Annotated in this window: 21 protein-coding genes and 1 other annotated feature (1 of these 22 cut by a window edge); of the genes, 20 read left to right on the top strand and 1 reads right to left on the bottom strand. The window is 42.0% G+C overall.

Annotated elements, in window-relative coordinates; translation table 11 throughout:
- Positions 1 to 16: 16 nt before the first annotated feature.
- On the top strand, positions 17 to 1777 hold the full coding sequence (gene pyk, locus ACYH0L_RS13190; RefSeq protein ID WP_099726895.1) for a pyruvate kinase: 1761 nt from the start codon (positions 17 to 19) through the stop codon (positions 1775 to 1777).
- Between the two features lie 98 nt (positions 1778 to 1875).
- Entirely contained in the window at positions 1876 to 2262 is a 387-nt protein-coding gene (locus tag ACYH0L_RS13185; RefSeq protein WP_099726896.1) for an FxsA family protein, read from the top strand.
- A gap of 24 nt (positions 2263 to 2286) precedes the next feature.
- Here ACYH0L_RS13185 and ytvI read toward each other — a convergent pair whose 3' ends face one another.
- Entirely contained in the window at positions 2287 to 3405 is a 1119-nt protein-coding gene (ytvI, locus tag ACYH0L_RS13180) for a sporulation integral membrane protein YtvI (protein WP_482354093.1), read from the bottom strand.
- Positions 3406 to 3506: 101 nt separating this feature from the next.
- Here ytvI and ACYH0L_RS13175 point away from each other — a divergent pair, with 101 nt between their 5' ends.
- The 18 genes from ACYH0L_RS13175 to ytxC all read left to right on the top strand — a co-directional run bounded on the left by ACYH0L_RS13175 (position 3507) and on the right by ytxC (position 22605).
- Positions 3507 to 3971, top strand: coding sequence for a DUF441 domain-containing protein (locus ACYH0L_RS13175; RefSeq protein ID WP_099726898.1), 465 nt, complete (start codon positions 3507 to 3509; stop codon positions 3969 to 3971).
- Between the two features lie 374 nt (positions 3972 to 4345).
- On the top strand, positions 4346 to 5464 hold the full coding sequence (citZ, locus tag ACYH0L_RS13170; protein ID WP_008346063.1) for a citrate synthase: 1119 nt from the start codon (positions 4346 to 4348) through the stop codon (positions 5462 to 5464).
- A 147-nt stretch (positions 5465 to 5611) separates the two neighbouring features.
- Positions 5612 to 6883 carry an NADP-dependent isocitrate dehydrogenase gene (gene icd / locus ACYH0L_RS13165; protein ID WP_099726899.1) on the top strand — a complete coding sequence of 424 codons (1272 nt, stop codon included), beginning with the start codon at positions 5612 to 5614 and terminating at the stop codon, positions 6881 to 6883.
- A gap of 34 nt (positions 6884 to 6917) precedes the next feature.
- Positions 6918 to 7856: a malate dehydrogenase gene (gene mdh / locus ACYH0L_RS13160; RefSeq protein ID WP_099726900.1), complete on the top strand. Its 939-nt coding sequence runs from the start codon at positions 6918 to 6920 to the stop codon at positions 7854 to 7856.
- 188 nt (positions 7857 to 8044) lie between these two features.
- Positions 8045 to 8773 carry a response regulator transcription factor gene (locus ACYH0L_RS13155; RefSeq protein ID WP_230031032.1) on the top strand — a complete coding sequence of 243 codons (729 nt, stop codon included), beginning with the start codon at positions 8045 to 8047 and terminating at the stop codon, positions 8771 to 8773.
- A complete protein-coding gene (pnpS, locus tag ACYH0L_RS13150) occupies positions 8766 to 10508 on the top strand; it encodes a two-component system histidine kinase PnpS (RefSeq protein WP_099726902.1) in 1743 nt (580 codons plus the stop codon). The genes ACYH0L_RS13155 and pnpS overlap by 8 nt, the downstream gene beginning before the upstream one ends.
- A 254-nt stretch (positions 10509 to 10762) precedes the next feature.
- Complete coding sequence (polA, locus tag ACYH0L_RS13145; RefSeq protein WP_099726903.1) at positions 10763 to 13402, top strand: DNA polymerase I; 2640 nt, start codon at positions 10763 to 10765, stop codon at positions 13400 to 13402.
- Positions 13403 to 13428: 26 nt separating this feature from the next.
- Positions 13429 to 14262: a DNA-formamidopyrimidine glycosylase gene (gene mutM / locus ACYH0L_RS13140; protein WP_230031030.1), complete on the top strand. Its 834-nt coding sequence runs from the start codon at positions 13429 to 13431 to the stop codon at positions 14260 to 14262.
- A 173-nt stretch (positions 14263 to 14435) separates the two neighbouring features.
- Positions 14436 to 15068: a sporulation membrane protein YtaF gene (gene ytaF, locus ACYH0L_RS13135; RefSeq protein ID WP_099726905.1), complete on the top strand. Its 633-nt coding sequence runs from the start codon at positions 14436 to 14438 to the stop codon at positions 15066 to 15068.
- Between the two features lie 13 nt (positions 15069 to 15081).
- Complete coding sequence (gene coaE, locus ACYH0L_RS13130) at positions 15082 to 15687, top strand: dephospho-CoA kinase (protein WP_099726906.1); 606 nt, start codon at positions 15082 to 15084, stop codon at positions 15685 to 15687.
- A gap of 172 nt (positions 15688 to 15859) precedes the next feature.
- Complete coding sequence (locus tag ACYH0L_RS13125; protein ID WP_099726907.1) at positions 15860 to 16882, top strand: glyceraldehyde-3-phosphate dehydrogenase; 1023 nt, start codon at positions 15860 to 15862, stop codon at positions 16880 to 16882.
- 234 nt (positions 16883 to 17116) lie between these two features.
- Entirely contained in the window at positions 17117 to 17497 is a 381-nt protein-coding gene (speD, locus tag ACYH0L_RS13120; protein WP_003216492.1) for an adenosylmethionine decarboxylase, read from the top strand.
- A gap of 183 nt (positions 17498 to 17680) precedes the next feature.
- Positions 17681 to 18067, top strand: a complete 387-nt coding sequence (locus tag ACYH0L_RS13115; protein WP_482354092.1) for a cytosolic protein — start codon at positions 17681 to 17683, stop codon at positions 18065 to 18067.
- Between the two features lie 4 nt (positions 18068 to 18071).
- On the top strand, positions 18072 to 18530 hold the full coding sequence (nrdR, locus tag ACYH0L_RS13110; RefSeq protein WP_003216720.1) for a transcriptional regulator NrdR: 459 nt from the start codon (positions 18072 to 18074) through the stop codon (positions 18528 to 18530).
- A 101-nt stretch (positions 18531 to 18631) separates the two neighbouring features.
- On the top strand, positions 18632 to 20056 hold the full coding sequence (gene dnaB, locus ACYH0L_RS13105; protein ID WP_256498897.1) for a replicative helicase loading/DNA remodeling protein DnaB: 1425 nt from the start codon (positions 18632 to 18634) through the stop codon (positions 20054 to 20056).
- A 17-nt stretch (positions 20057 to 20073) separates the two neighbouring features.
- Complete coding sequence (gene dnaI, locus ACYH0L_RS13100; protein ID WP_482354091.1) at positions 20074 to 21003, top strand: primosomal protein DnaI; 930 nt, start codon at positions 20074 to 20076, stop codon at positions 21001 to 21003.
- A 33-nt stretch (positions 21004 to 21036) separates the two neighbouring features.
- The gene (locus ACYH0L_RS13095) at positions 21037 to 21675 is read left to right on the top strand and encodes a TVP38/TMEM64 family protein (protein ID WP_230031026.1); all 639 of its coding nucleotides are present in this window, start codon (positions 21037 to 21039) and stop codon (positions 21673 to 21675) included.
- A gap of 60 nt (positions 21676 to 21735) precedes the next feature.
- Positions 21736 to 22605 carry a putative sporulation protein YtxC gene (gene ytxC / locus ACYH0L_RS13090; protein ID WP_256498895.1) on the top strand — a complete coding sequence of 290 codons (870 nt, stop codon included), beginning with the start codon at positions 21736 to 21738 and terminating at the stop codon, positions 22603 to 22605.
- A gap of 43 nt (positions 22606 to 22648) precedes the next feature.
- Positions 22649 to 22810, top strand: a binding site (T-box leader) (it continues 87 nt past the right edge of the window).

Genomic DNA, 22810 nt, shown 5'->3' with positions numbered 1-22810 from the left:
CTTAGGAGGAACAGTAATGAGAAAGACAAAAATTGTTTGTACAATCGGTCCAGCAAGTGAAAGCATTGAAACGCTGACTGAATTGATTGAAGCAGGAATGAATGTAGCCAGACTAAACTTCTCTCATGGAGATTTTGAAGAGCATGGTGCACGCATCGAAAACATTCGTAAAGCAGGTAAAACTTTAGGCAAGGACATTGCGATCCTTCTTGATACAAAAGGTCCAGAGATCCGTACACGTACTGTTGAAAACGGCTCAATTGAGCTAGTAGCTGGTGCTGATCTCATCGTGAGTATGGAAGACATTGTAGGGAATACGGAAAGAATTAGTGTGACGTACGAAGATTTAATTCATGATGTAGAAGTGGGCTCAACCATTCTATTAGATGATGGTCTCATTGGTTTAGAGGTCAAAGAACTCAACAAGGACCGCAAAGAAATCGTCACGAAAGTCATGAATACTGGCACGCTCAAAAACAAAAAAGGTGTAAACGTACCAGGTGTGAGTGTGAACCTGCCAGGTATTACAGAAAAAGATGCCAATGATATTCTGTTCGGAATTGAACAAGGCGTTGATTTCATCGCAGCTTCTTTTGTAAGACGAGCTTCTGATGTTCTTGAAATTCGTGAGCTTCTTGAAAAGAATAACGCGGCTGACATTCAAATCATTCCTAAGATTGAAAACCAAGAGGGTGTTGATAACATCGATGAGATCCTTGAGGTATCAGACGGTCTGATGGTTGCACGTGGAGACCTTGGTGTAGAGATCCCAGCAGAAGAAGTACCGCTTGTTCAAAAAATGCTGATTAAAAAATGCAATCGTTTAGGCAAGCCTGTGATCACAGCTACTCAAATGCTGGACAGCATGCAGCGTAACCCTCGTCCAACTCGTGCGGAAGCAAGTGACGTGGCAAATGCGATATTTGACGGCACAGATGCGATTATGCTTTCTGGTGAAACAGCAGCAGGGACATACCCAGTTGAAGCTGTACAAACGATGCACAACATTGCATCACGTTCAGAGGAAGCACTAAACTATAAAGCGATTCTTTCTCGCAGAAGCGAAGAAGTAGAAGTCAGCATTACAGATGCCATCGGCCAATCAGTTGCGCATACAGCAATGAAGCTTGACGTGGCAGCGATTGTGACACCTACTGAAAGCGGTCATACAGCGAGAATGATTTCAAAATATAGACCAAAAGCACCAATCGTAGCGGTAACAGCAAACGAATCAGTGGCTAGAAAGCTATCTCTTGTATTCGGCGTATTTGCTAAGAGCGGATCAAATACGAACTCTACAGATGAAATGCTTGAGAATGCAGTAGAGAAGTCAATTGAAACTGGCTATGTCAGACATGGCGACTTGATTGTGATTACAGCAGGTGTGCCAGTTGGTGAAACAGGTACAACGAACTTAATGAAAGTATATGTTGTCGGTGACATCATTGCGAAGGGTCAAGGAATTGGCCGTAAATCTGCATTTGGACCGGTTGTCATTGCACAAAGCGGAAAAGAAGCAGACGAAAAAATGTACGATGGTGCAATTCTTGTAGCGAACTGCACAGACCGTGATATGATGGGCGCTTTAGAGAAAGCATCTGCTCTTATCACAGAAGAAGGCGGTTTAACAAGCCATGCAGCAGTCGTTGGACTCAGCCTTGGCATTCCAGTGATTGTTGGTCTTGACAGCGCAACAACACTTCTAAAAGAAGGCGAAGAGATTACAGTAGATCCAACACGCGGAGCGATCTACAAAGGCCGTGCAAGCGTCCTTTAAATCACACACGAGGGGAGTTGTCTGACTCCTCTCTTTTTTTATGTTACACTAAAAAAGTAAACAGCTTTCGATGAAAGATACCCCATGAGGTGATATGGTTGAAATATTTTCTACTATTATTGATTCTGTTCCCTGCAGTGGAAATTAGTTTGTTTTTAATCTCAAGTAAAATCATTGGCATTTTACCAACGATGCTCATCATCGTGCTCACGAGTGCATTAGGTGCTTATTTTGCAAGAAAGCAAGGAATTGAAGCATTTCAGAAAGTGCAGCGAGATTTACAATATGGCAAGATGCCAGGGGCAACCATTGTAGATGGCTTTTGCATTCTCATTGGCGGTTTGCTGCTGCTCATTCCAGGCTTCTTATCGGATCTCATTGGGGCCTTGCTGCTCATTCCGATGACGAGAAAACGAATCAAGCCGCTCTTTGAACGCTGGCTCAGAAACATGTCAAACCGGAAACGCTATACCATTATTCGCTAAAGAGACCTCATCAGAAGGTCTCTTTTACTTTTGCATGCCATACCTAATGTACTGATAAATATCCCTGAAAACACCTGCATTACGAAACGCCTGCCATACGACAAGAGAAGCGGGGCCAAGGGCAAGTCCGAGAAAACCAAACCATTTTAACCCGACAAATAGTGCTACAAGCGTTGCTAAAGGATTAAGCCCGATGGATTTACTTAAGACTTTCGGCTCTGATATTTGTCTTTGAATTAATACGACAATATACAAAATGCCCAGCCCGATGGCAAGTGAAAGATTGCCTGTCATGGCGGAGTAAATGATCCAAGGTAGAAAAACAGTTCCGCTGCCGATGTAAGGAAGTAAATCGACAAGCCCAATACATAATGCGATCACAAAAGCATGATCGACTTTTAAGATGATCAGCCCGATGAGCACGATGCCGATGGTTATGGCAACGAGCAGAAGCTGAGCTTTCATAAAGCCAGTAATCGCTTTTTTGATTTCAGATAAAATGGCGCGTGTATGCTGCATCCACTTTGCGGGAAAGATACGTGAACCATATTTTTTTAAAGTAAACCAATCTTTTGTGATAAAAAAAGTCGCTAGTGCGGAAAATAAAAGCGTTGCTGCTGCATCAGGCAAAAGACCTAAAAAAACCGGAATGAGTTCGAGTGTTTTTGAAAGAAAAGTCCCGATTTTCGCGGCTGCTTCGTCGCCAAGTGCTTGAATTTGTCCCAAAATTGATTCCTTTTGTCCTGCTTGAAGTGTATTAAATTGGGCAGTCAAATCATGATATAAAGGCAGAATTTTATTTGTGAAAAACTGCTCCACAATACTGATCATTTGATCAAGGTGATCAGGCAATACTTTTGCTAAATAAGCACTTCCTGAAATGATTTCCGCTACTAAAAGCGTCATTAAGCCGGCTGCAGCCACTAAAAAGAGCAATAGAACAATAACCACGACAAACCCTCTTGGCATCCCGGTGATCTCTTCTATTTTGCAGACGGCAGGATGAATCAAACACGACACAACAAGTGCGATCCAAAAAGGATATAAAAACGGAAAAGACTGATATAAAAAGACAACCGCAAACACGGCAATGCTGATCATCATCAAACTTCGCAGAAAAATGGCCACATAGGCGTGATTCACACAATCCCCTCCAAAAAAACAAGCATGTCCGATACTTCATTTTATTCAAAAAGATTAGTAATATGAAAAGGTCGCAATAAAAAGAAAGGAAGGGGCGGCGTATGTTTACTCAAGCAAATTTATTTTTGGTTCTTTTACTCGTTATTGCACTTATTGCGAAGAACAATTCGTTAATTTTAGCGGTTTCTGTGCTGATTGTGATTAAGCTCATTGGCCTGGATCAGAAAATTTTCCCGGTTCTGCAATCAAAAGGAATCAATTGGGGGGTGACCGTCATTACAATTGCTGTGCTTGTGCCGATCGCAACAGGTGACATTGGATTTAAGCAGCTTGGAGAAGCGGTGAAATCTTCCTATGCTTGGATTGCACTTGGAGCGGGTATATTAGTAGCACTTATTGCAAAAAACGGCATTGTACTACTCGAAAATGATCCGCATATTACGGCAGCGCTTGTATTCGGCACGATTTTGGCCGTCAGTTTATTTAAAGGTGTGGCTGTTGGCCCGCTGATCGGTGCAGGAATTGCCTATTTGGCGATGCAAGCTGTGAAATTTTTCAGCGGATGAAAAGAGAGTGGCTCATGTCACTTTCTTTTTTATTTTTTTCTTGCGCGAGCTTTTGCAATAAAACATAATTAAATATATTAAAAGAAGTAAAATCCCTTTATTCCATGCCCTAAACGGAAGGCTGAAAAAAAATTTATCAAAAAAAATTATAGTTAAACATTTAACAAATGTCTGATTATTGTTTATAATGGGAATAGGCTTAATTTTGAACTCATTGATCACACAAGAGATATGAGGCTAAAAGCGCTCTAACCGTATAGGTAAATGTAAGCATTTTCTTTTCTGAACCTGCCAACATATTCGGATTGGATAGCGCTTTCAAAAGCGAGAATTCTGCAACGAAGGGGAATCTTTTTAAAAAGGGGAGATTGAACATGACAGCAACAAGAGGTCTAGAAGGTATTGTGGCAACAACTTCATCCGTAAGCTCAATTATTGATGATACTCTTACTTATGTAGGGTACAATATTGATGATTTAACTGAAAAAGCTACATTCGAAGAAATTGTCTACCTGTTATGGCACTTAAAGCTGCCGAATGAGCAGGAGCTGAGTGAACTAAAACAGCAGCTCAATGAAAATGCTCACATTCCGCAAGAAATCATTGAGCACTTTAAATCTTATTCGCTGGATGGGGTTCATCCAATGTCTGCGATTCGTACAGCGGTATCCTTACTAGGTTTACTCGATGATGAATCAGAGATTATGGACAAAGAAGCGAATTACAGAAAAGCCATTCGATTACAGGCGAAAATTTCTGGTCTTGTCGCTGCGTTCTCACGCATTCGAAAGGGGCTTGAGCCTGTACAGCCAAAAGAAGAATACAGCTATGCTGCGAACTTCTTGTATATGCTAAACGGCGAAGAACCATCACCAGTAGAAATTGAGGCAATTGATAAGGCACTCATTCTACATGCGGATCATGAATTAAATGCGTCGACATTTACAGCACGTGTATGTGTTGCTACACTGTCAGATATCTACTCTGGTGTAACAGCAGCCATCGGCGCGCTTAAAGGACCGCTTCATGGCGGCGCCAATGAAGGCGTGATGAAGATGCTTTCAGAAATTGGCGAAGTCGAAAACGTAGATTCCTATATTCATGGTAAGCTAGAGAAGAAAGAAAAAATTATGGGCTTTGGCCACCGTGTATACCGCCAAGGTGACCCGCGTGCTAAACATCTAAAAGAAATGAGCCAGCGTTTAACAAACCTGACTGGTGAGCCGAAATGGTATGAAATGTCTGTTCGCGCAGAGGAAATCGTGACATCAGAGAAAAATCTTCCACCGAATGTCGATTTTTATTCTGCATCTGTATATCACAGTCTTGGTATTGATCATGACTTGTTTACACCAATTTTCGTGATCAGCCGATTCTCTGGATGGATCGCTCACATTTTAGAGCAATATGACAACAACCGTCTTATCCGTCCAAGAGCTGATTACATTGGACCTGATCTTCAAACGTTTGTTCCGATCAGTGAAAGAGACTAATGTTTATAGAATAAGCGGAGGCTGATCCAAATAAACCAATCAGCCTCCATATCAACAAAAAACGAATCATGTGAAAAACTTCTTCGCTTGCAGACATCAAGCCAAGAAGTTTCAAATATTCACTACATAACCTGGGAGGTAATATCATTGTCACAAGGCGAAAAAATTACAGTTACTGGCGGCGTATTGAATGTACCAAATAATCCAATTATCCCGTTTATCGAAGGGGACGGAATCGGTCCTGACATTTGGAAAGCAGCATCAAGAGTTCTTGAAGCAGCTGTAGAAAAAGCATATAAAGGTGAAAAGCAAATCACTTGGAAAGAAGTATATGCAGGTGAAAAAGCTTACAATAAAACTGGAGAGTGGCTTCCAGAGCAAACGCTTGAAGACATTCGTGAATACTTAATTGCTATTAAAGGACCACTTACAACACCAATTGGTGGAGGAATCCGTTCATTAAACGTGGCACTTAGACAAGAGCTTGATTTATTCACATGCTTACGTCCAGTTCGCTGGTTCCAAGGCGTACCATCTCCTGTGAAACGTCCAGAAGATACAGATATGGTTATCTTCCGTGAGAACACTGAAGATATCTATGCAGGAATCGAGTATGCAAAAGGATCAGACGAAGTGAAGAAGTTAATCGACTTCTTGAAAAACGAATTAGGTGTGAACAAAATCCGTTTCCCAGAAACTTCAGGTATCGGGATCAAGCCAGTTTCTGAAGAAGGAACATCTCGTCTTGTCAGAGCAGCTATCCAATATGCAATTGACCAAGGTCGTAAATCTGTGACGCTTGTTCACAAAGGAAACATCATGAAATTTACAGAAGGTGCCTTCAAAAACTGGGGCTACGAAGTGGCTGAAAAAGAGTTTGGCGACAAAGTCTTTACATGGGCACAATATGATCGTATTGTAGAAAAAGATGGAAAAGATGCGGCAAACAAAGCGCAAAGTGAAGCAGAAGCTGCTGGCAAAATCATTGTCAAAGACAGCATTGCAGATATTTTCCTTCAACAAATCCTAACTCGTCCAGCTGAGTTTGAGGTTGTTGCAACAATGAACTTAAACGGAGACTACATCTCTGATGCACTTGCAGCACAAGTTGGTGGAATTGGTATCGCACCAGGGGCAAACATCAACTACGAAACAGGACACGCTATTTTTGAAGCGACTCACGGAACAGCTCCGAAATATGCTGGTCTTGATAAAGTGAATCCATCTTCTGTTCTTCTATCAGGCGTGCTTTTACTTGAGCACCTTGGCTGGCAGGAAGCAGCTGATCTAGTGATTCAATCTGTTGAAAAAACAATCGCATCAAAAGTCGTCACATACGATTTTGCTAGATTAATGGATGGCGCAACAGAAGTGAAGTGTTCTGAGTTTGCTGACGAGCTCATCAAAAACTTGTCTTGATTCTTAAACTTTAAAGTTAAAGGGGAAAAAAGAAATGGCAAACAAGCGTAAAAAAGTATCTGTCATCGGAGCAGGCTTTACTGGAGCAACTACAGCATTTCTAACGGCTCAAAAAGAATTAGCGGATGTCGTATTAGTCGATATTCCTCAGCTTGAGAACCCAACAAAAGGGAAAGCACTTGATATGCTGGAAGCAAGCCCTGTTCAAGGCTTCGATGCAAACATTACAGGAACTTCTAACTACGAAGATACAGCCGGTTCTGATGTAGTGGTCATTACGGCAGGAATTGCAAGAAAGCCGGGAATGAGCCGTGACGACCTCGTGTCAACAAATGAAAAAATCATGCGCAGTGTGACACGCGAAATTGTTAAATATTCTCCAGAAGCGATCATTGTTGTGTTAACAAACCCTGTTGATGCAATGACATATGCAGTTTATAAAGAATCAGGATTACCAAAAGAAAAAGTCATTGGACAATCGGGCATTCTTGATACAGCACGTTTCCGTACGTTCGTTGCTCAAGAATTAAACCTATCTGTCAAAGATGTGACGGGCTTTGTACTTGGTGGACATGGCGATGACATGGTTCCGCTTGTTCGTTACTCTTATGCAGGTGGTATCCCGCTTGAAACATTGATTCCAAAAGATCGAATTGATGCGATTGTTGAAAGAACAAGAAAAGGCGGCGGTGAAATCGTCAACCTATTAGGTAACGGTAGTGCGTATTATGCACCTGCTGCTTCACTAGTTGAAATGGTTGAGGCGATCCTAAAAGATCAGCGCCGCGTCATCCCAACGATTGCATACCTTGAAGGTGAATATGGCTACGAAGGCATTTACCTTGGTGTTCCAACAATCGTAGGTGGAAACGGCCTTGAGCAGATCATTGAGCTTGAGCTGACAGAAGAAGAAAGAAGTAAGCTTGATCAATCTGTTGAATCTGTTAAGAACGTCATGAAAGTATTGTCTTAATATGAATCAAAAAGAAGGCTTCTCTTAATAGGGGGCCTTCTTTTTGTTTACAAAACAAAACTTGTCGAAATTTTAAATTGTCCTCTTGTTAAGCTTTCGTTAAAATGAAAGAGAAAGCATGACTTCTCGCTTTTCACATAAGATACAAAAAACCGGATGCAGGGGAAATCACTAATTGGAGGCACAACATGAATAAAAAAATATTAGTTGTGGATGATGAAGAATCGATTGTAACACTTCTAAGCTATAACCTTGAAAGGGCGGGCTATGATGTCGTCACAGCAAGAGATGGGGAAGAAGCACTTGAAAAAGCAGCAAGTGAACAGCCTGATCTCATTGTATTAGATTTAATGCTTCCGAAGATGGACGGCATTGAAGTGTGCAAACAACTGAGAATTCAAAAAATGATGTTCCCTATTTTAATGCTGACAGCAAAGGACGATGAATTTGATAAGGTGCTCGGCCTTGAACTTGGAGCCGATGATTACATGACAAAGCCATTCAGTCCTAGAGAAGTTGGTGCTCGGGTAAAAGCCATTTTGAGACGAGCGCAGCAATCTCAGCCTGTCCCCACGCAAGAGGAGAAGGAAGAGATCATTGCAGACCAAATCAAAATTGGTGAACTCCGCATTTTACCTGAACATTACGAAGTCTACTTCCAAGAAGAACGTTTAGAGCTTACGCCAAAGGAATTTGAACTGCTGCTTTATTTGGCCAAGCATAAAGGCCGTGTTCTCACGCGTGATCTATTATTAAGTGCCGTATGGAATTATGACTTTGCAGGAGACACACGTATTGTGGATGTTCATATCAGCCACTTGCGAGACAAAATTGAAAAGAATACAAAAAAACCAACATATATTAAAACCATTCGCGGCTTAGGCTACAAATTGGAGGAGCCAAAGCCAAATGAGTAAAATTAGGACCCGCCTGTTTTCAGGGCTCATTTTTCTCCTTTTTATTGTGTTTGTTGCACTTGGTCTTTTCCTGGATCACATGTTTCATGTTTTCTATGAAACAAAATTAACGGAACGAATGGAAAAGGAATCGAGCTTTCTCCTTTCTTCAATGAATGGTGATGATCTGAAGGCGGACCAAAACAAGGAGATCCTCAAACAGGCAAAGCAGCATCTCGATATGAATGCGTCGATTGTGGACCTGAAGGGGAATATCATACATACAACGGGTCAAGCAGAACAAAGAGCCATTATTCAAAACACGCTGAAAAATGAACGCCTGCAAACAAAAGGAGCGGTCATTGATGATGAGAAGGATGCGCTATTTCATTATGTAGTCCCTATCATGAATCAAAACGAACCAGGGGGATATTTATTTCTTCATGCTTCATATCAGCCTTTAAATGAAATTGACGGCCAGCTGTGGCTTGCATTAGCCTTTTGTCTTGGTTCGGCTATCATAATCATCGTCTTCTTTGGCTACCGCATGTCGATGAAGTATGTGAAACCGATTGATTATGCGACAAAGGTAGCCAAACAGCTTGAACGCGGGAACTATGATACCAATAACTATGAAGAGCTGATCATTGAAACAAGTGAGCTCAATACATCGATGAAGCGCCTTGCAGAAAGCCTTCAAGAAATGACAAGCGCTGGTGAAATGCAGCGAGACCGCCTACAAACGGTCATTGAAAACATTGGAGCGGGGATTATTTTGATTGATAAAATGGGTTATATCAACCTGGTCAATCGAACTTTCCGCAAACAATTTAAGGTACAAAAGCATATTTACATGCACAAACTGTACCATGAAGCTTTCACACATGAAGAGATTATTGAGCTAATTGACGAAATTTTCATGACAGAAACCAAGGTTCGGAAGTTTTTACGTCTAGCCGTTGAGATCGAACGACGCTACTTCCAAGTCGATGGCGTCCCAATCTTAAGTACGGACGATGAATGGAAAGGGATTGTCCTTGTGTTTCATGATGTGACAGAAACAAAGCAGCTAGAACAGATGCGAAAAGACTTTGTCGCGAACGTCTCCCATGAATTAAAGACACCGATTACATCGATTAAAGGGTTTTCCGAAACCCTTCTTGATGGAGCGATTGATGACAAAGAAGCGCTGACAGAATTCCTTTCGATCATCCTAAAAGAGAGTGTCCGTTTAGAAACACTCATTCAAGACTTACTCGATCTGTCTAAAATTGAACAACAGCAGTTTAAGTTGAACATACAAGAAGCCAATGCGACAGAAATTATCCAGGAGATTGAAGTCTTATTGAAACATAAAGCTTCAGAAAAAGGGGTACAATTGCTTGTGCGTGTTCCGAAAGAACCGGTCTATGTCATGGCTGACCCGCTGAGATTAAAGCAAATCTTCCTCAACCTCGTGAACAATGCGCTCACCTATACACCGGAGGGGGGAAGTGTCACGATCTCGGCAAGACCACGGAAAGACGGCTATGAATTTGATGTAGCAGATACAGGAATCGGTATGAAAAAAAGGGAGATTCCAAGAATATTCGAAAGATTTTATCGAATTGATAGAGATAGAAGCAGAAATTCAGGCGGTACAGGGCTTGGCCTTGCCATTGTCAAACACCTTGTCGAAGCACATGAAGGGACAATTTCCGTCCACAGCAAACAAGGCAAAGGGACGACTTTTACAGTAAGCCTGAAATCGAAATAAAGAAAAAGGAAAGTCGCGTTAAAATTTACATGATCTTTACAATGAATTCATGTTTTGTTAAACAATCATTGGTAGGATGAATAGGAACCCCTTCATCCAAGGAGCCAATTTTGGAAGGACGAAAGCACTTGTTGTTTTCGTCCCTTTTTTATGCAGGTTCGTCTATTTTCTTTTCAAAATAAACTTTGATAAAATAAAGATACAACGTGTGAAAGAGACGGCTGAGATGGCTCAGTCGATGGAGGATTAAAAACATGACAGACAAAAAGAAATTAGTGCTAGTGGATGGAAACAGTCTCGCTTATCGAGCCTTTTTTGCTTTGCCGCTATTATCAAATGATAAAGGCGTACATACAAATGCCATTTATGGCTTTGCGATGATCCTCATGAAAATGCTGGAGGACGAGAAGCCGACCCATATGCTCGTCGCTTTTGATGCGGGAAAAACAACGTTCCGTCACGAGACATTTAAAGAATATAAAGGTGGAAGACAAAAAACGCCGCCAGAGCTATCAGAACAAATGCCGTTCATTCGTGAACTATTAGATGCCTATCACGTGAAAAGGTACGAGCTTCCTCAATATGAGGCAGATGATATTATCGGTACATTAGCTGTGGAGGCAGAAAAAGACGGCTTTGAAGTCAAAATCTTCTCAGGAGATAAAGATTTAACGCAGCTTTCAACTGATCATACGACGGTGGCTATTACAAAAAAAGGCATCACAGAAGTAGAATACTACACTCCGGCACATATTGAAGAAAAATATGGCCTGCGTCCAGATCAAATCATCGATATGAAAGGGCTGATGGGAGATTCCTCAGATAATATCCCAGGGGTGCCTAGTGTGGGCGAAAAAACAGCGATTAAATTGTTAAAGCAGTTTGAAACGGTTGAAAACTTGCTTAAACATATTGACGAGGTCAGCGGCAAAAAGCTAAAAGAAAAGCTTGAAGAACATAAAGAACAAGCTTTGATGAGTAAAAAGCTGGCGACAATTCATGTAGAAGCACCACTTGATGTGTCGAGCAAAGATCTCGCTTATGAAGGCCCTCACATGGATCAAGTGATTTCCCTTTACAAAGAACTAGGCTTTCAAACGCTGCTAGAGCGTCTTGGAGAAGCACCAGAAACTGGTGAACAGGTCGAAGTAGAAGCGTTAGAAGTGAAAAAGGTGACAGATGTAATGGATGATATGCTGACAGATCATGCTGCGCTTGTGGTAGAACAGCTAGGAGATAATTATCACGAAGCGGATTTGATCGGATTTGCAATCCATAATGAAAACGGTGCGTTTTTTATGACAAAAGAAAATGCACTAGAATCTGACGCGTTTAAACAATGGGCACAGGATGAAACAAAGAAAAAATGGGTCTTTGATTCAAAAAGAGCAGTTGTCGCCCTCAGATGGCATGATGTCGATCTAAAAGGTGTCGATTACGATGTCCTGCTCGCTTCATATGTCGTCAACCCGCAGAAATCATACGAGGACGTGGCAAGTGTGGCGAAGGAGTATGGTCTGAATATTGCTCTTTCTGATGAAAAAGTGTACGGAAAAGGTGCAAAGCAGGCGATTCCGCCTGAAGATGAGCTAAAAGATCATCTTGGACGGAAAGCAGCGGCGATCTCTGCCCTGCATGACCTAACACTTGAAGCGTTAGAAAAAAATGATCAGCATGAACTGTATGAAGATTTAGAGCTGCCGCTTGCACTCATCTTGGGTGAAATGGAATCTCTTGGGGTAAAGGTGGATATTGAGCGCCTAGAGAAGATGCGTGAAGAATTAACGAAAAAGCTCAAGGAATATGAAGAAACCATTCACCGTTTAGCGGGAGAAACGTTTAACATCAATTCGCCTAAACAGCTTGGTGTGATTTTATTTGAAAAATTAGGTCTGCCGATGATCAAGAAGACTAAAACAGGCTATTCCACGTCTGCCGATGTTCTTGAAAAGCTTGAAGACAAGCACGAAATTATTCGGTCGATTCTGCATTACCGCCAAATTGGAAAGCTGCAATCGACCTACGTAGAAGGCTTAATGAAAGTAACGCGCAAGGATACCCATAAAGTTCATACAAGATTTAATCAGGCGCTCACGCAAACAGGAAGACTAAGCTCAACGGATCCAAACCTTCAAAATATCCCGATTCGTTTAGAAGAAGGCCGGAAGATTCGTCAAGCGTTCGTTCCATCAAAAGAAGGGTGGCTCATGTTTGCAGCTGACTATTCACAAATCGAGCTGCGTGTACTCGCTCATATTTCTCAAGATGAGAACTTGATCGAAGCCTTTACGCAAGATATGGATATTCATACAAAAACAGCAATGGATGTGTTCCATATATCAGAAGAAGAAGTAACCTCCTCTATGAGAAGACAGGCCAAGGCTGTGAACTTCGGAATCGTTTATGGAATTAGTGACTATGGACTTTCTCAAAACCTTGGAATTACAAGAAAAGAAGCAGCGGCATTTATTGAACGCTATTTAACAAGCTTTAAAGGCGTGAAAACATATATGGAAGAGATTGTGCAAGAAGCAAAACAAAAAGGCTATGTCACGACGCTTCTAAAACGCAGAAGATATATCCCGGATATCACAAGCCGTAATTTTAATATTAAAAGCTTTGCAGAAAGAACGGCGATGAATACACCGATTCAAGGCAGTGCTGCCGATATTATTAAAAAAGCAATGATTGATATGGCGCGAAAGCTAAAAGAAGAGAACTTGCAGGCAAACCTTTTATTGCAGGTGCACGATGAACTGATCTTCGAAGCGCCGAAAGAAGAAATCGCCATACTAGAAAAAATTGTCCCTGAAGTCATGGAAAACACACTTCAGCTTGATGTGCCGCTAAAAGTTGATTTTGCTTCAGGCCCATCTTGGTATGACGCAAAATAAATAGAGAGAGAAAAGGAGCGAGGAGCATGCCGGAATTACCAGAAGTTGAAACCGTCCGGCGCACTCTCAAGCGGTTAGTCAAAGGAAAAACGATTGAAACGGTCGATATCAAATGGCCAAACATCATCAAACGTCCTGGGGAACCGGAAGAGTTCGCAAGAAGGATGGTAGGAGAAACCATACAAACCATTGAAAGAAGAGGGAAGTTCTTACTCTTTCATTTAGACCACTACGTGATGGTCTCCCATTTAAGGATGGAAGGAAAATACCGCGTACATGAAGCAGCTGAGCCTTATGATAAACACGTACACGTCGTCTTTACGTTTACAGATGGTACCGAGCTTCGGTACCATGATGTGCGGAAATTTGGCACAATGCATCTATTTCAGCCAGGTGAAGAGGAAAAAGAACTCCCGCTCTCACAGCTGGGATATGAACCTTTTTCTGAACAGTTCACTCCGGAGCATTTATGGGAGCAATTGAAAAAAACATCCCGCGTGGTCAAAACGGCGTTACTTGATCAAAAGATTGTCGTGGGACTTGGTAATATTTATGTGGATGAAGTCCTTTTTAAATCAGGCATTCATCCAGAAACAAAAGCAAATCAGCTAAGTCTGGAATCCTGCAAAGTGCTTCACAAGCATATTATCGACACACTTCAAGTGGCGGTAGATGCGGGAGGAAGCACGATTCGTTCATATATTAATTCACAAGGCGATATTGGAACATTTCAATTGCAGCTTCTTGTATATGACCGGCGGGGAGAGCCTTGCCAAACATGCGGAAGTATCATTGAGAAAACGGTTGTTGGAGGGCGCGGCACTCATTTTTGTGTGACCTGCCAAAAACGTCCTCAATAAAGGTCAGCCATCAGCATGCTTCCTTTTTGCTGTGCATACGATAAAAAACATTCATTTTTCAGCAAGGTGTAGACTGACACACAGCCCACCTGCTCTTCATATAGTGAAGAAGAGTCTAGGACGCCTAGAGACTCTTGATCATCGTTGCATGAACAGAAAGGAAGAGTTCAGGTATGATTTCGATTTCGCTCCTGTTTTTAGCTATTGCAGTCAGCATCGACAGCTTTTCTGTGGGCTTTACGTATGGTCTTCGTAAAATGAGGATTCCATTTAAAGCCATTGTCATTATTGCATGCTGTTCAGGGATTGTGCTGCTCATTTCCATGCTGATTGGCAGCCTGCTGACGACATTCCTCCCTGTCTCAGTGACAGATAAACTTGGTGGAGGTATTTTGATTGCCATTGGACTTTGGGTATTGTATCAATTTTACAAACCAGCGAAAGAGCGTGACTTGCTCCTTCATGAAAAAACGTTGCTTAATGTAGAAGTGCAATCTCTTGGGCTTGTCATCCAAATTTTGCGAAAGCCTACAAGTGCAGATATTGACCGATCTGGGACGATCAATGGAATGGAAGCAGTGCTCCTTGGGATTGCTTTATCCATCGATGCATTTGGTGCAGGGATTGGCGCAGCGATTCTAGGGTTTTCTCCAATTGTGATGAGTATCACGGTAGCAGTGATGAGCTCACTCTTTGTGTGTATCGGGCTGCGTGCCGGACATTATTTGGCGAATTGGCGCTGGATTGATAAGCTCGCATGCCTACCAGGGCTGCTGCTTATTTTAATTGGGGTTTGGAAGCTGTAAAGGAGGAAATCAATTGACGCTCGTAATTGGATTAACTGGCGGGATTGCTAGTGGAAAAAGCACAGTCTCGCAGATGATAAAAGAGCTGGGCATCCGGGTGGTGGATGCAGATGTCATTGCAAAAGAAGCTGTTTCTAAAGGAACACCAGCCCTTCATCAAATCGTTCAAACCTTCGGTGAGGATGTCCTCCTGCCAAATGGTGAGCTGAACCGGCAGCAGCTAGGAGCGATCATTTTTTCTGATGAAGAGAAAAGAAAGCAGCTCAATGCCATCGTTCATCCAGAAGTCAGAAAGGAAATGCTTAAGCAGCGAGATGAAGGGATTAATCAGCAAGAAACATTCGTTGTGCTTGATATCCCGCTTTTATTCGAGAGTCAGCTGGAGAGCCTTGTTGACCGCATCATTGTGGTGTATACAACGCCTGAATTGCAGCTATCGCGGCTCATGAATCGAAACGCCCTTAGCGAGGAAGAAGCGCTGAATCGTATCCATTCCCAGCAGTCTCTTGAGGAGAAATGTCAAAAAGCAGACCGCGTGATAGAAAACACAAAAGATCTTGCTTTTATGAGAAAACAATTACAGAACATATTAAACGAATGGGAACATACAGATAAGTAAGAGTACATACACGTACTCTTCTTTTTTTTATGCTTTTTTCTTGTTTCCTTTGAAAAGAACAGCCCTTTTTATAAAATATACGTTTATATACTGGCAATTACATTCTAATGTGATATACTAATTTCATAAATAAATTATTGAGTATAACACATAATAGAGGAGTGACCTGTTCATGAAGGTAAAAGCAGCGATCAATGGGTTTGGCAGAATTGGACGCATGGTCTTCAGAAAAGCAATGCTTGATGATCAAATACAAATTGTAGCGGTTAACGCAAGCTATCCTGCCGAAACGCTAGCACATTTAATTAAATATGACACAAATCATGGACGTTACGAATGCGATGTGACAGCAGAAGATGACGCTTTGATTGTGAATGGAAAAAGAGTGCTTTTGCTCAATAACAGAGACCCAAAGCAGCTTCCATGGGGAGAGCTTGGGATTGATATCGTCATAGAAGCAACGGGTAAATTTAATTCAAAAGATCAAGCGATGGGCCATATAGATGCCGGAGCGAAAAAAGTCATTTTAACAGCTCCAGGTAAAAATGAAGACATCACGATTGTGATGGGTGTGAATGAGGATGATCTTGATCCTGAAAAGCATGTCATTATTTCAAACGCGTCTTGTACAACAAACTGTTTAGCGCCAGTTGTCAAGCTGTTAGATGATGAATTTGGCATCGAGAACGGCTTAATGACAACGGTTCATGCGTATACAAATGATCAAAAAAATATCGACAACCCGCATAAAGATCTGCGCCGGGCGAGAGCGTGTGCTCAGTCCATCATTCCAACAACGACGGGTGCCGCTAAAGCGCTTTCTTTAGTGCTTCCGCACATGAAAGGGAAATTACATGGACTTGCGCTTCGCGTGCCAGTCTCAAATGTGTCGATGGTTGATCTTGTGGTCGACTTGAAAAAAGATGTGACAGCAGAAGAGGTAAATGCTGCCTTCTCAAATGCATCAAAAACATCTCTTGCCGGCATTTTAGATTACACGGATGAACCGCTTGTCTCCACAGACTTTAACACAAATCCTTATTCAGCTGTCGTTGATGGACTCACAACGATGGTGATGGAAGATAGAAAAGTGAAAGTCCTTGCATGGTATGACAATGAATGGGGCTATTCATGCAGAGTGGTAGATCTTGTCAAGTATGTTGGCTCACAGATGAAAGAGCTGTCTGCTGTTTGAAATGAAGAAGACGAACGTCCCTTTTCAAGAAATGAGAGAAAATCCCACTAAAAACACAGCTTGCAAAATGGGTCTAAACAAAGTATACTATTTTTCGTGAACTTCTTGTTCGCAGACTCATTCGGGTATACTTAAAGGGTTAGGACCTCTTAGGACTAACTTTCCCCCGTGGTATATGTCCGGTCCGGCTGCTTAGAACTTCACTCTTTCATTCTTGTTTAAGGGGGGTCCATGATGGAAACAATCGGACGTCACGTTATCTCCGAGCTATGGGGATGCGACTGTGATAAACTGAACGACATGGATTTTATTGAAAAAACGTTTGTAAATGCAGCTTTGAAATCAGGAGCTGAGGTAAGAGAGGTTGCTTTTCACAAATTTGCACCTCAAGGAGTAAGTGGAGTTGTCATTATTTCTGAATCTCATCTGACAATTCACAGCTTTCCTGAACATGGTTATGCGAGCATAGATGTCTATACTTGCGGCGACCTAGATCCGAATATCGCAGCAGATCATATCGGAGATGAACTAGGTGCTGAAACAAGAGAGAACATCGAAATTCCTCGAGGCATGGGACCTGTACAAGTGAAACAGGCACAAGCCAAAGCACTGTAAACATAAAAAAGATTGCAATGGGAGCTGGCCAAAAGCATTGAATGCCTTTGTGTTATGCTCCTTTTTATATTGTTTCATATACAACATCCAACATTCCCAAACTTGTCTATACTTTTGTTCTAGGAAAACAAAGGTTTTTTTTATAAAATAAAGAAGAGGCGTAAAGGTAAAGGGGATATGTGTATGACTTTAGGACAAAAGTTCAAACGATTGATTTCAAACCATACGGAAACATCTGACCATCATCCGGTGTCAGAGCTGAAATGCCGTTACTACAAATCGACAAATGCAAAAGTTTTTCAAGCGGTGGAAGCCCTTCTTTCCCGAAACGATTCCTATCAAGTGACATCTGTTTCAGCAGAACGAGGTGAAATCAGCGCAAACATACGAATGCCGAAAAAAGCCTTTCTCGTGGCGACTGTCATTTCAATTCGTCCTTTTGAAACAGCTGTCGATTTTAACGTGACAACAGAAACGGCCCTGCCAACAGATTTTGGCTACAGTCAAAAGACCGTTTTGTCCCTTTATGAAGAACTAGACAAACAACTTCCAAGAATAGATCGGAGCTGATGAAATGAAATGTCCGACATGTCAGCACCTTGGCACAAGGGTGCTTGATTCAAGACCAGTAGATGAAGGGAAATCCATTCGTCGTAGAAGAGAGTGCGAAAGCTGCCAATATCGCTTTACGACGTTTGAAAAATTAGAAGAATTACCGCTTATTGTAGTGAAAAAAGAAGGTATACGAGAAGAATTCAGCCGGGAAAAGATGCTGAGAGGACTCATCAAAGCGTGTGAAAAGCGTCCTGTCGCTTTAAAACAGCTGGAAGATGTTTGCTTTAACATCGAAAAAGAATTGCGTAATCAAGGCATGTCAGAAGTAAAAAGTGAGCTTGTTGGTGAAATGGTGATGGACGAGCTGGCGAAAATTGATGAAGTGTCTTACGTCAGGTTTGCTTCGGTTTACCGGCAGTTTAAAGACATCAATGTATTTATTGACGAATTAAAAGATTTATTAAAGAAAGAACGCTAAAAAAGAGCTGAAGATTCTTCATGCTCTTTTTCCTGCGTAAAGCGTAAAACGCAAAAAGAGTGTACAATGGAAACAATCGTATTCAGGGGGAGGATCAGCAAATGACAGAGCATTGGAAGGAAGTGCTAGCCGTCGATCCGTATGTCGTCAAAAGCGCTTCATTGCTCGGTGACATCGATAGACAGCTCATCACTCTTTTATATCAGCCGCTAATTGGCATGTCCGCTTTCAGCTTATACATGACGCTGTGGGGAGAGCTGGAACAAAATCGTATGTGGGGAAAGCCCGCACCTCATCGGCAGCTCATGGTCATGCTGCAAACGAATTTAAATGATATTTTTGAGGAACGTTTAAAACTTGAAGCGATCGGATTACTCCGCACATATGAACAGGAAACGGAAGAGGGCAGACTGTTTACATATGAGCTCGTGCCGCCGCTAAGGCCTGATGAGTTTTTCCAAGACGGTATGCTGAATGTCCTTTTGTACCATCGTGTAGAAAAAGCAAAATATATGCAGCTTCGTGATTATTTTTCTTATCCAGGTGTTCCTGCAGAAGCGAAGAACATTTCACGTTCGTTTGAAGAAGTCTTTCACGTATTGCAGCCAGGCGAACGCAAGATGACAGAAGAAATCAATCAGGCATCATCGCTTGATCAGGGCTATGAATATGTGACAGTTGGATCCAGTCAGCCGGCACCGCTCTCAGACGAATCCTTTGATTTTGATCTGTTGTTAGCGGGCATGTCTGACATGATGATTCCAAGAAAGGCTTTGACAAGGCAGGTGAAAGAGACGATTAAGAAGTTAGCTGTTGTATACGGCATCACCCCGCTGCAAATGCAAAATATTGTAGCCGGCGCCTGTGGTTCGGATCAAATGATCTCAACAGAAGAGCTAAGAAAAGCAGCAAGAGACTGGTATCAAATTGAATACAGAGGCGAACAGCCGAAACTGATTGATCAAAAACAGCCAAGACATTTACGTCACGATGCCTCAAAGCCGCCATCGGCAGATACACCTGATGCCAAATTGATTGAAAAGCTAGATCATATTTCGCCCAGGGAGCTTCTAAAAGATATGGCAGATGGCATTGAGCCAACGTATGCTGACTTAAGAATTGTCGAAGATATCATGCTCGAGCAGCAGCTAGAGCCAGGTGTCATGAACGTTCTAATCTACTATACACTGCTGAAAACAGATATGAAGCTGTCCAAAACGTATATGCAAAAAATCGCTGCCCATTGGGTGAGAAAGAAAATTAAAACCGTTGAGGCGGCCATGAAAATGGCAAAAGAAGAGAACAGGCAAATGACTGAGTGGGCGCAGCAGAAAAAGCAGCGAAGCCCATATGGATCAGGAAAAGTCGTCCGCGAGGAGAAACTGCCTGACTGGATGAAAGAAACTGAAACGAAAGAACAGCCGGCAAAAGAACAAGCGGACAGTCTGTCTACAGAGGATCTTGAACGAGAAAAAGAAAAACTGTTAGATCAGTTTAAAAATATGAAAAAATACAATGCACATTAATGTGAGGTGAGATGGAGATGAAACCGATCGGTCGTTCATTTGAACAGCTAAAAGGACGAGTAGATTTTCGCGTGAGATACAATCAGATTAAAGAAAGTGTGTTAGCTGATGAAGGTGTAAAAGCCTTTTTAAAGGAGCATCAAGAAGAGATACAAGAAGACATGATCGATCGCAGCTTGAATCGGCTCTTTGAATATGTGCAGCAATCGAAAGGCTGCTCTTACTGCTTAGAGGAAGAGAACGTAAATGCCATTTTAGATGGGTATCATCCGAAGCTTGTGATCAAAGGACAGAGTATTGATATTGAATATTCCCCTTGTCCAGTAAAGCTGCGTCTCGATAGACAGAAAAAACAGCAAGAGCTCATGAAAAGCATGTACATTCCGCAGAATGTTCTTCAAGCGACGTTCGCTGATCTGAACGTCACAGGAAGACAAGAGGTCATCCAAAAAGTAGGTCAATTCCTGCAAAGCTATGATGAGACTGGTAAGGGGAAAGGCTTGTATTTACACGGGAAATTTGGGGTAGGCAAAACGTTTATTCTAGCAGCGATTGCGCAGCAGCTAGCGGAAAAAGAATACCCATCTCTCCTTGTATACGTGCCTGAATTTGTGAGAGAGTTAAAAAATTCTTTAGCCGATCATACACTGGAAGAGAAGCTGAATATGGTCAAATCAACACCTATCTTAATGCTTGATGATATTGGGGCAGAGTCGATGACAAGCTGGGTACGAGATGAACTGCTAGGAACGATCTTACAATATCGTATGGCTGAACAGCTGCCAACTTTCTTCTCTTCTAATTTCTCACCGAGTGAACTAAAGCATCATTTTACGTACTCACAGCGCGGAGAAAAAGAAGAGGTCAAAGCAGCTCGTTTAATGGAACGGATTGTCTATTTAGCAGAGCCAGTCGTACTTGAAGGAGAAAATCGCCGTCATTTATAAAAGCGTACATCACATGAAGGAGGAGCGGATGAGATGAACAAAAGAAAATGGCTGCTTTTTCTCGTGATTGGCATTCTCGTTGCTACGCTATGGTGGCTGAATAAACAGCATCTTCAGCTGGCACCGAAAGATGTGAAGAATTGGATACTTCAATTTGGGATGCTGGCTCCCTTTGTTTTTCTTTTCTTATCACTTTTTCGCCCGTTTGTTCTTGTTCCTCTCACGGTCTTTTCGCTGGCAGCAGGTTTGGCATTCGGCAGTGTACTTGGGACCGTTTATGCCCTCGTCGGTGCTACCGCTGGCGCAACAGGCTCTTTTTGGCTTGCTTCAACCTTCCGTTCAAAGCAGAATGAAACAAATGCAAGCAGCCGGAAGCTGAAAGCGGTGACGTCCCGTATTCAGGAGCATGGGTTTCTGTATATTTTGTTATTGCGTATTGCACCTATTCATTTTGATTTTGTCAGCTATGCGGCAGCAGCTTCACATGCTCAATATCGTGCGTTTGCTGCAGCGACCTTTTTAGGCTTAATACCGGGTACGGTTGCGTTAAATGTCCTCGGGTCAAGCTTTGTTAGCGGCAATTATGCCGCTTTAGCGATTGTTTGTTTGATTTATTTGATCTTTATCTCTGTACCATTCATTTTAAAAAGAAAGATGCCTGATTTATTTTAGGCGTCTATTTTTTATGTTCTCCCCATATATATGTAACAGATGTCGTTAGGGGGGACAAACATGCTTGAAATAATCTTTGAAGATGAATATGATACCGCTGCTTTTTTACATCTTGCTGAACACTTGGACAGTCGGCATCACATGTCAATTCAACAAGGGAAAGACCGGCTTCTCATAGAGGCGAAGGAATCAAAAGAAGCACTTGAGCACATCGTGCGGCCATTACTGGTTCACTTTTTTTTGGAATGCAAAGAAAACGAGCGCATGCGCAGCATCCTTGAAAACACATACTTATTTAAAGATCCCGAAGAGCAGCACCAAATTCTTTCAATCGCCCATAGCATCATGAAAGGGGATATAGATGATATTCCCGGGATTCATCAGGACCCATCAAGGGAAGCCCTGTTAAAAAAGGAGCTTGAGACGATCTCTTTACAGCAAGGTATCTTTTCAATTGGTTCATTTATGACCTTTAGGCTGTCAGAGTATGACAGGAGGCTGAAGAATTATGTTGAAGTATCCATTGAAGAATACAAAATGGAACAAGAATATCAAAACTTTATTCAATCACTTCGAGACTATGTGATGGCAAGAAAGCCCAAGCTTGAAAAAGTACATGTTGTGCATCAGGACCGCCTGGTGATTTGGGAATTTCGCTACGCTTCTGAGCGTGATCAAAAACAATACATAGACAGACAGTTTGTAAGAGAACATCCAATGTATATTGATTCGCAGCTGATTGCACCGCTTGTTTCCATTGCTCCGCAAAAGATTAACCTGTTTACAAATGACACAGGTCACTCGATGGTGCAAACCATTCAAAATATTTTTCAAGAAAGGGTCGAGGTGTTCCCGCCTCATTCGTTTGATGAACAAAATGTTCAATTTGTTCATGATCATTTGGTAAAGAAAAGTGAAAAGCTTTCTTGATTTTCACGAAAAAACGTTTTATAATACGGTGTAACTTCATACAGAGACCGTATTGATAAGGACATGAACAAATGAACACCCGCTTATAGAGAGGGAAGCCACGGCTGAAAGCTTCCTAGCAGAGGACCATTTGCTTTACCACCTTTGAACATCAGCTGTGAACTTGTTTAGTAATAGCTGACGGGAATTCCCGTTATCGAACCAC

The sequence above is a fragment of the Bacillus sp. MC1252 genome, assembly GCF_056838025.1.
Note: the sequence above shows the minus strand (reverse complement) of the source record. Positions and strands in the feature narration are given on the sequence as shown.

Excerpts from the sequence above, each read along its gene's own strand:
- ACYH0L_RS13125 (WP_099726907.1), top strand. The coding sequence starts at position 15,860 with ATGAAGGTAAAAGCAGCGATCAATGGGTTTGGCAGAATTGGACGCATG.
- dnaI (WP_482354091.1), top strand. The coding sequence starts at position 20,074 with ATGAAACCGATCGGTCGTTCATTTGAACAGCTAAAAGGACGAGTAGAT.
- ACYH0L_RS13115 (WP_482354092.1), top strand. The coding sequence starts at position 17,681 with ATGACTTTAGGACAAAAGTTCAAACGATTGATTTCAAACCATACGGAA.
- ytxC (WP_256498895.1), top strand. The coding sequence starts at position 21,736 with ATGCTTGAAATAATCTTTGAAGATGAATATGATACCGCTGCTTTTTTA.
- ACYH0L_RS13155 (WP_230031032.1), top strand. The coding sequence starts at position 8,045 with ATGAATAAAAAAATATTAGTTGTGGATGATGAAGAATCGATTGTAACA.
- mdh (WP_099726900.1), top strand. The coding sequence starts at position 6,918 with ATGGCAAACAAGCGTAAAAAAGTATCTGTCATCGGAGCAGGCTTTACT.
- mutM (WP_230031030.1), top strand. The coding sequence starts at position 13,429 with ATGCCGGAATTACCAGAAGTTGAAACCGTCCGGCGCACTCTCAAGCGG.
- ACYH0L_RS13095 (WP_230031026.1), top strand. The coding sequence starts at position 21,037 with ATGAACAAAAGAAAATGGCTGCTTTTTCTCGTGATTGGCATTCTCGTT.
- speD (WP_003216492.1), top strand. The coding sequence starts at position 17,117 with ATGGAAACAATCGGACGTCACGTTATCTCCGAGCTATGGGGATGCGAC.
- ACYH0L_RS13175 (WP_099726898.1), top strand. The coding sequence starts at position 3,507 with ATGTTTACTCAAGCAAATTTATTTTTGGTTCTTTTACTCGTTATTGCA.
- polA (WP_099726903.1), top strand. The coding sequence starts at position 10,763 with ATGACAGACAAAAAGAAATTAGTGCTAGTGGATGGAAACAGTCTCGCT.
- citZ (WP_008346063.1), top strand. The coding sequence starts at position 4,346 with ATGACAGCAACAAGAGGTCTAGAAGGTATTGTGGCAACAACTTCATCC.
- dnaB (WP_256498897.1), top strand. The coding sequence starts at position 18,632 with ATGACAGAGCATTGGAAGGAAGTGCTAGCCGTCGATCCGTATGTCGTC.
- pnpS (WP_099726902.1), top strand. The coding sequence starts at position 8,766 with ATGAGTAAAATTAGGACCCGCCTGTTTTCAGGGCTCATTTTTCTCCTT.
- pyk (WP_099726895.1), top strand. The coding sequence starts at position 17 with ATGAGAAAGACAAAAATTGTTTGTACAATCGGTCCAGCAAGTGAAAGC.
- ytaF (WP_099726905.1), top strand. The coding sequence starts at position 14,436 with ATGATTTCGATTTCGCTCCTGTTTTTAGCTATTGCAGTCAGCATCGAC.
- nrdR (WP_003216720.1), top strand. The coding sequence starts at position 18,072 with ATGAAATGTCCGACATGTCAGCACCTTGGCACAAGGGTGCTTGATTCA.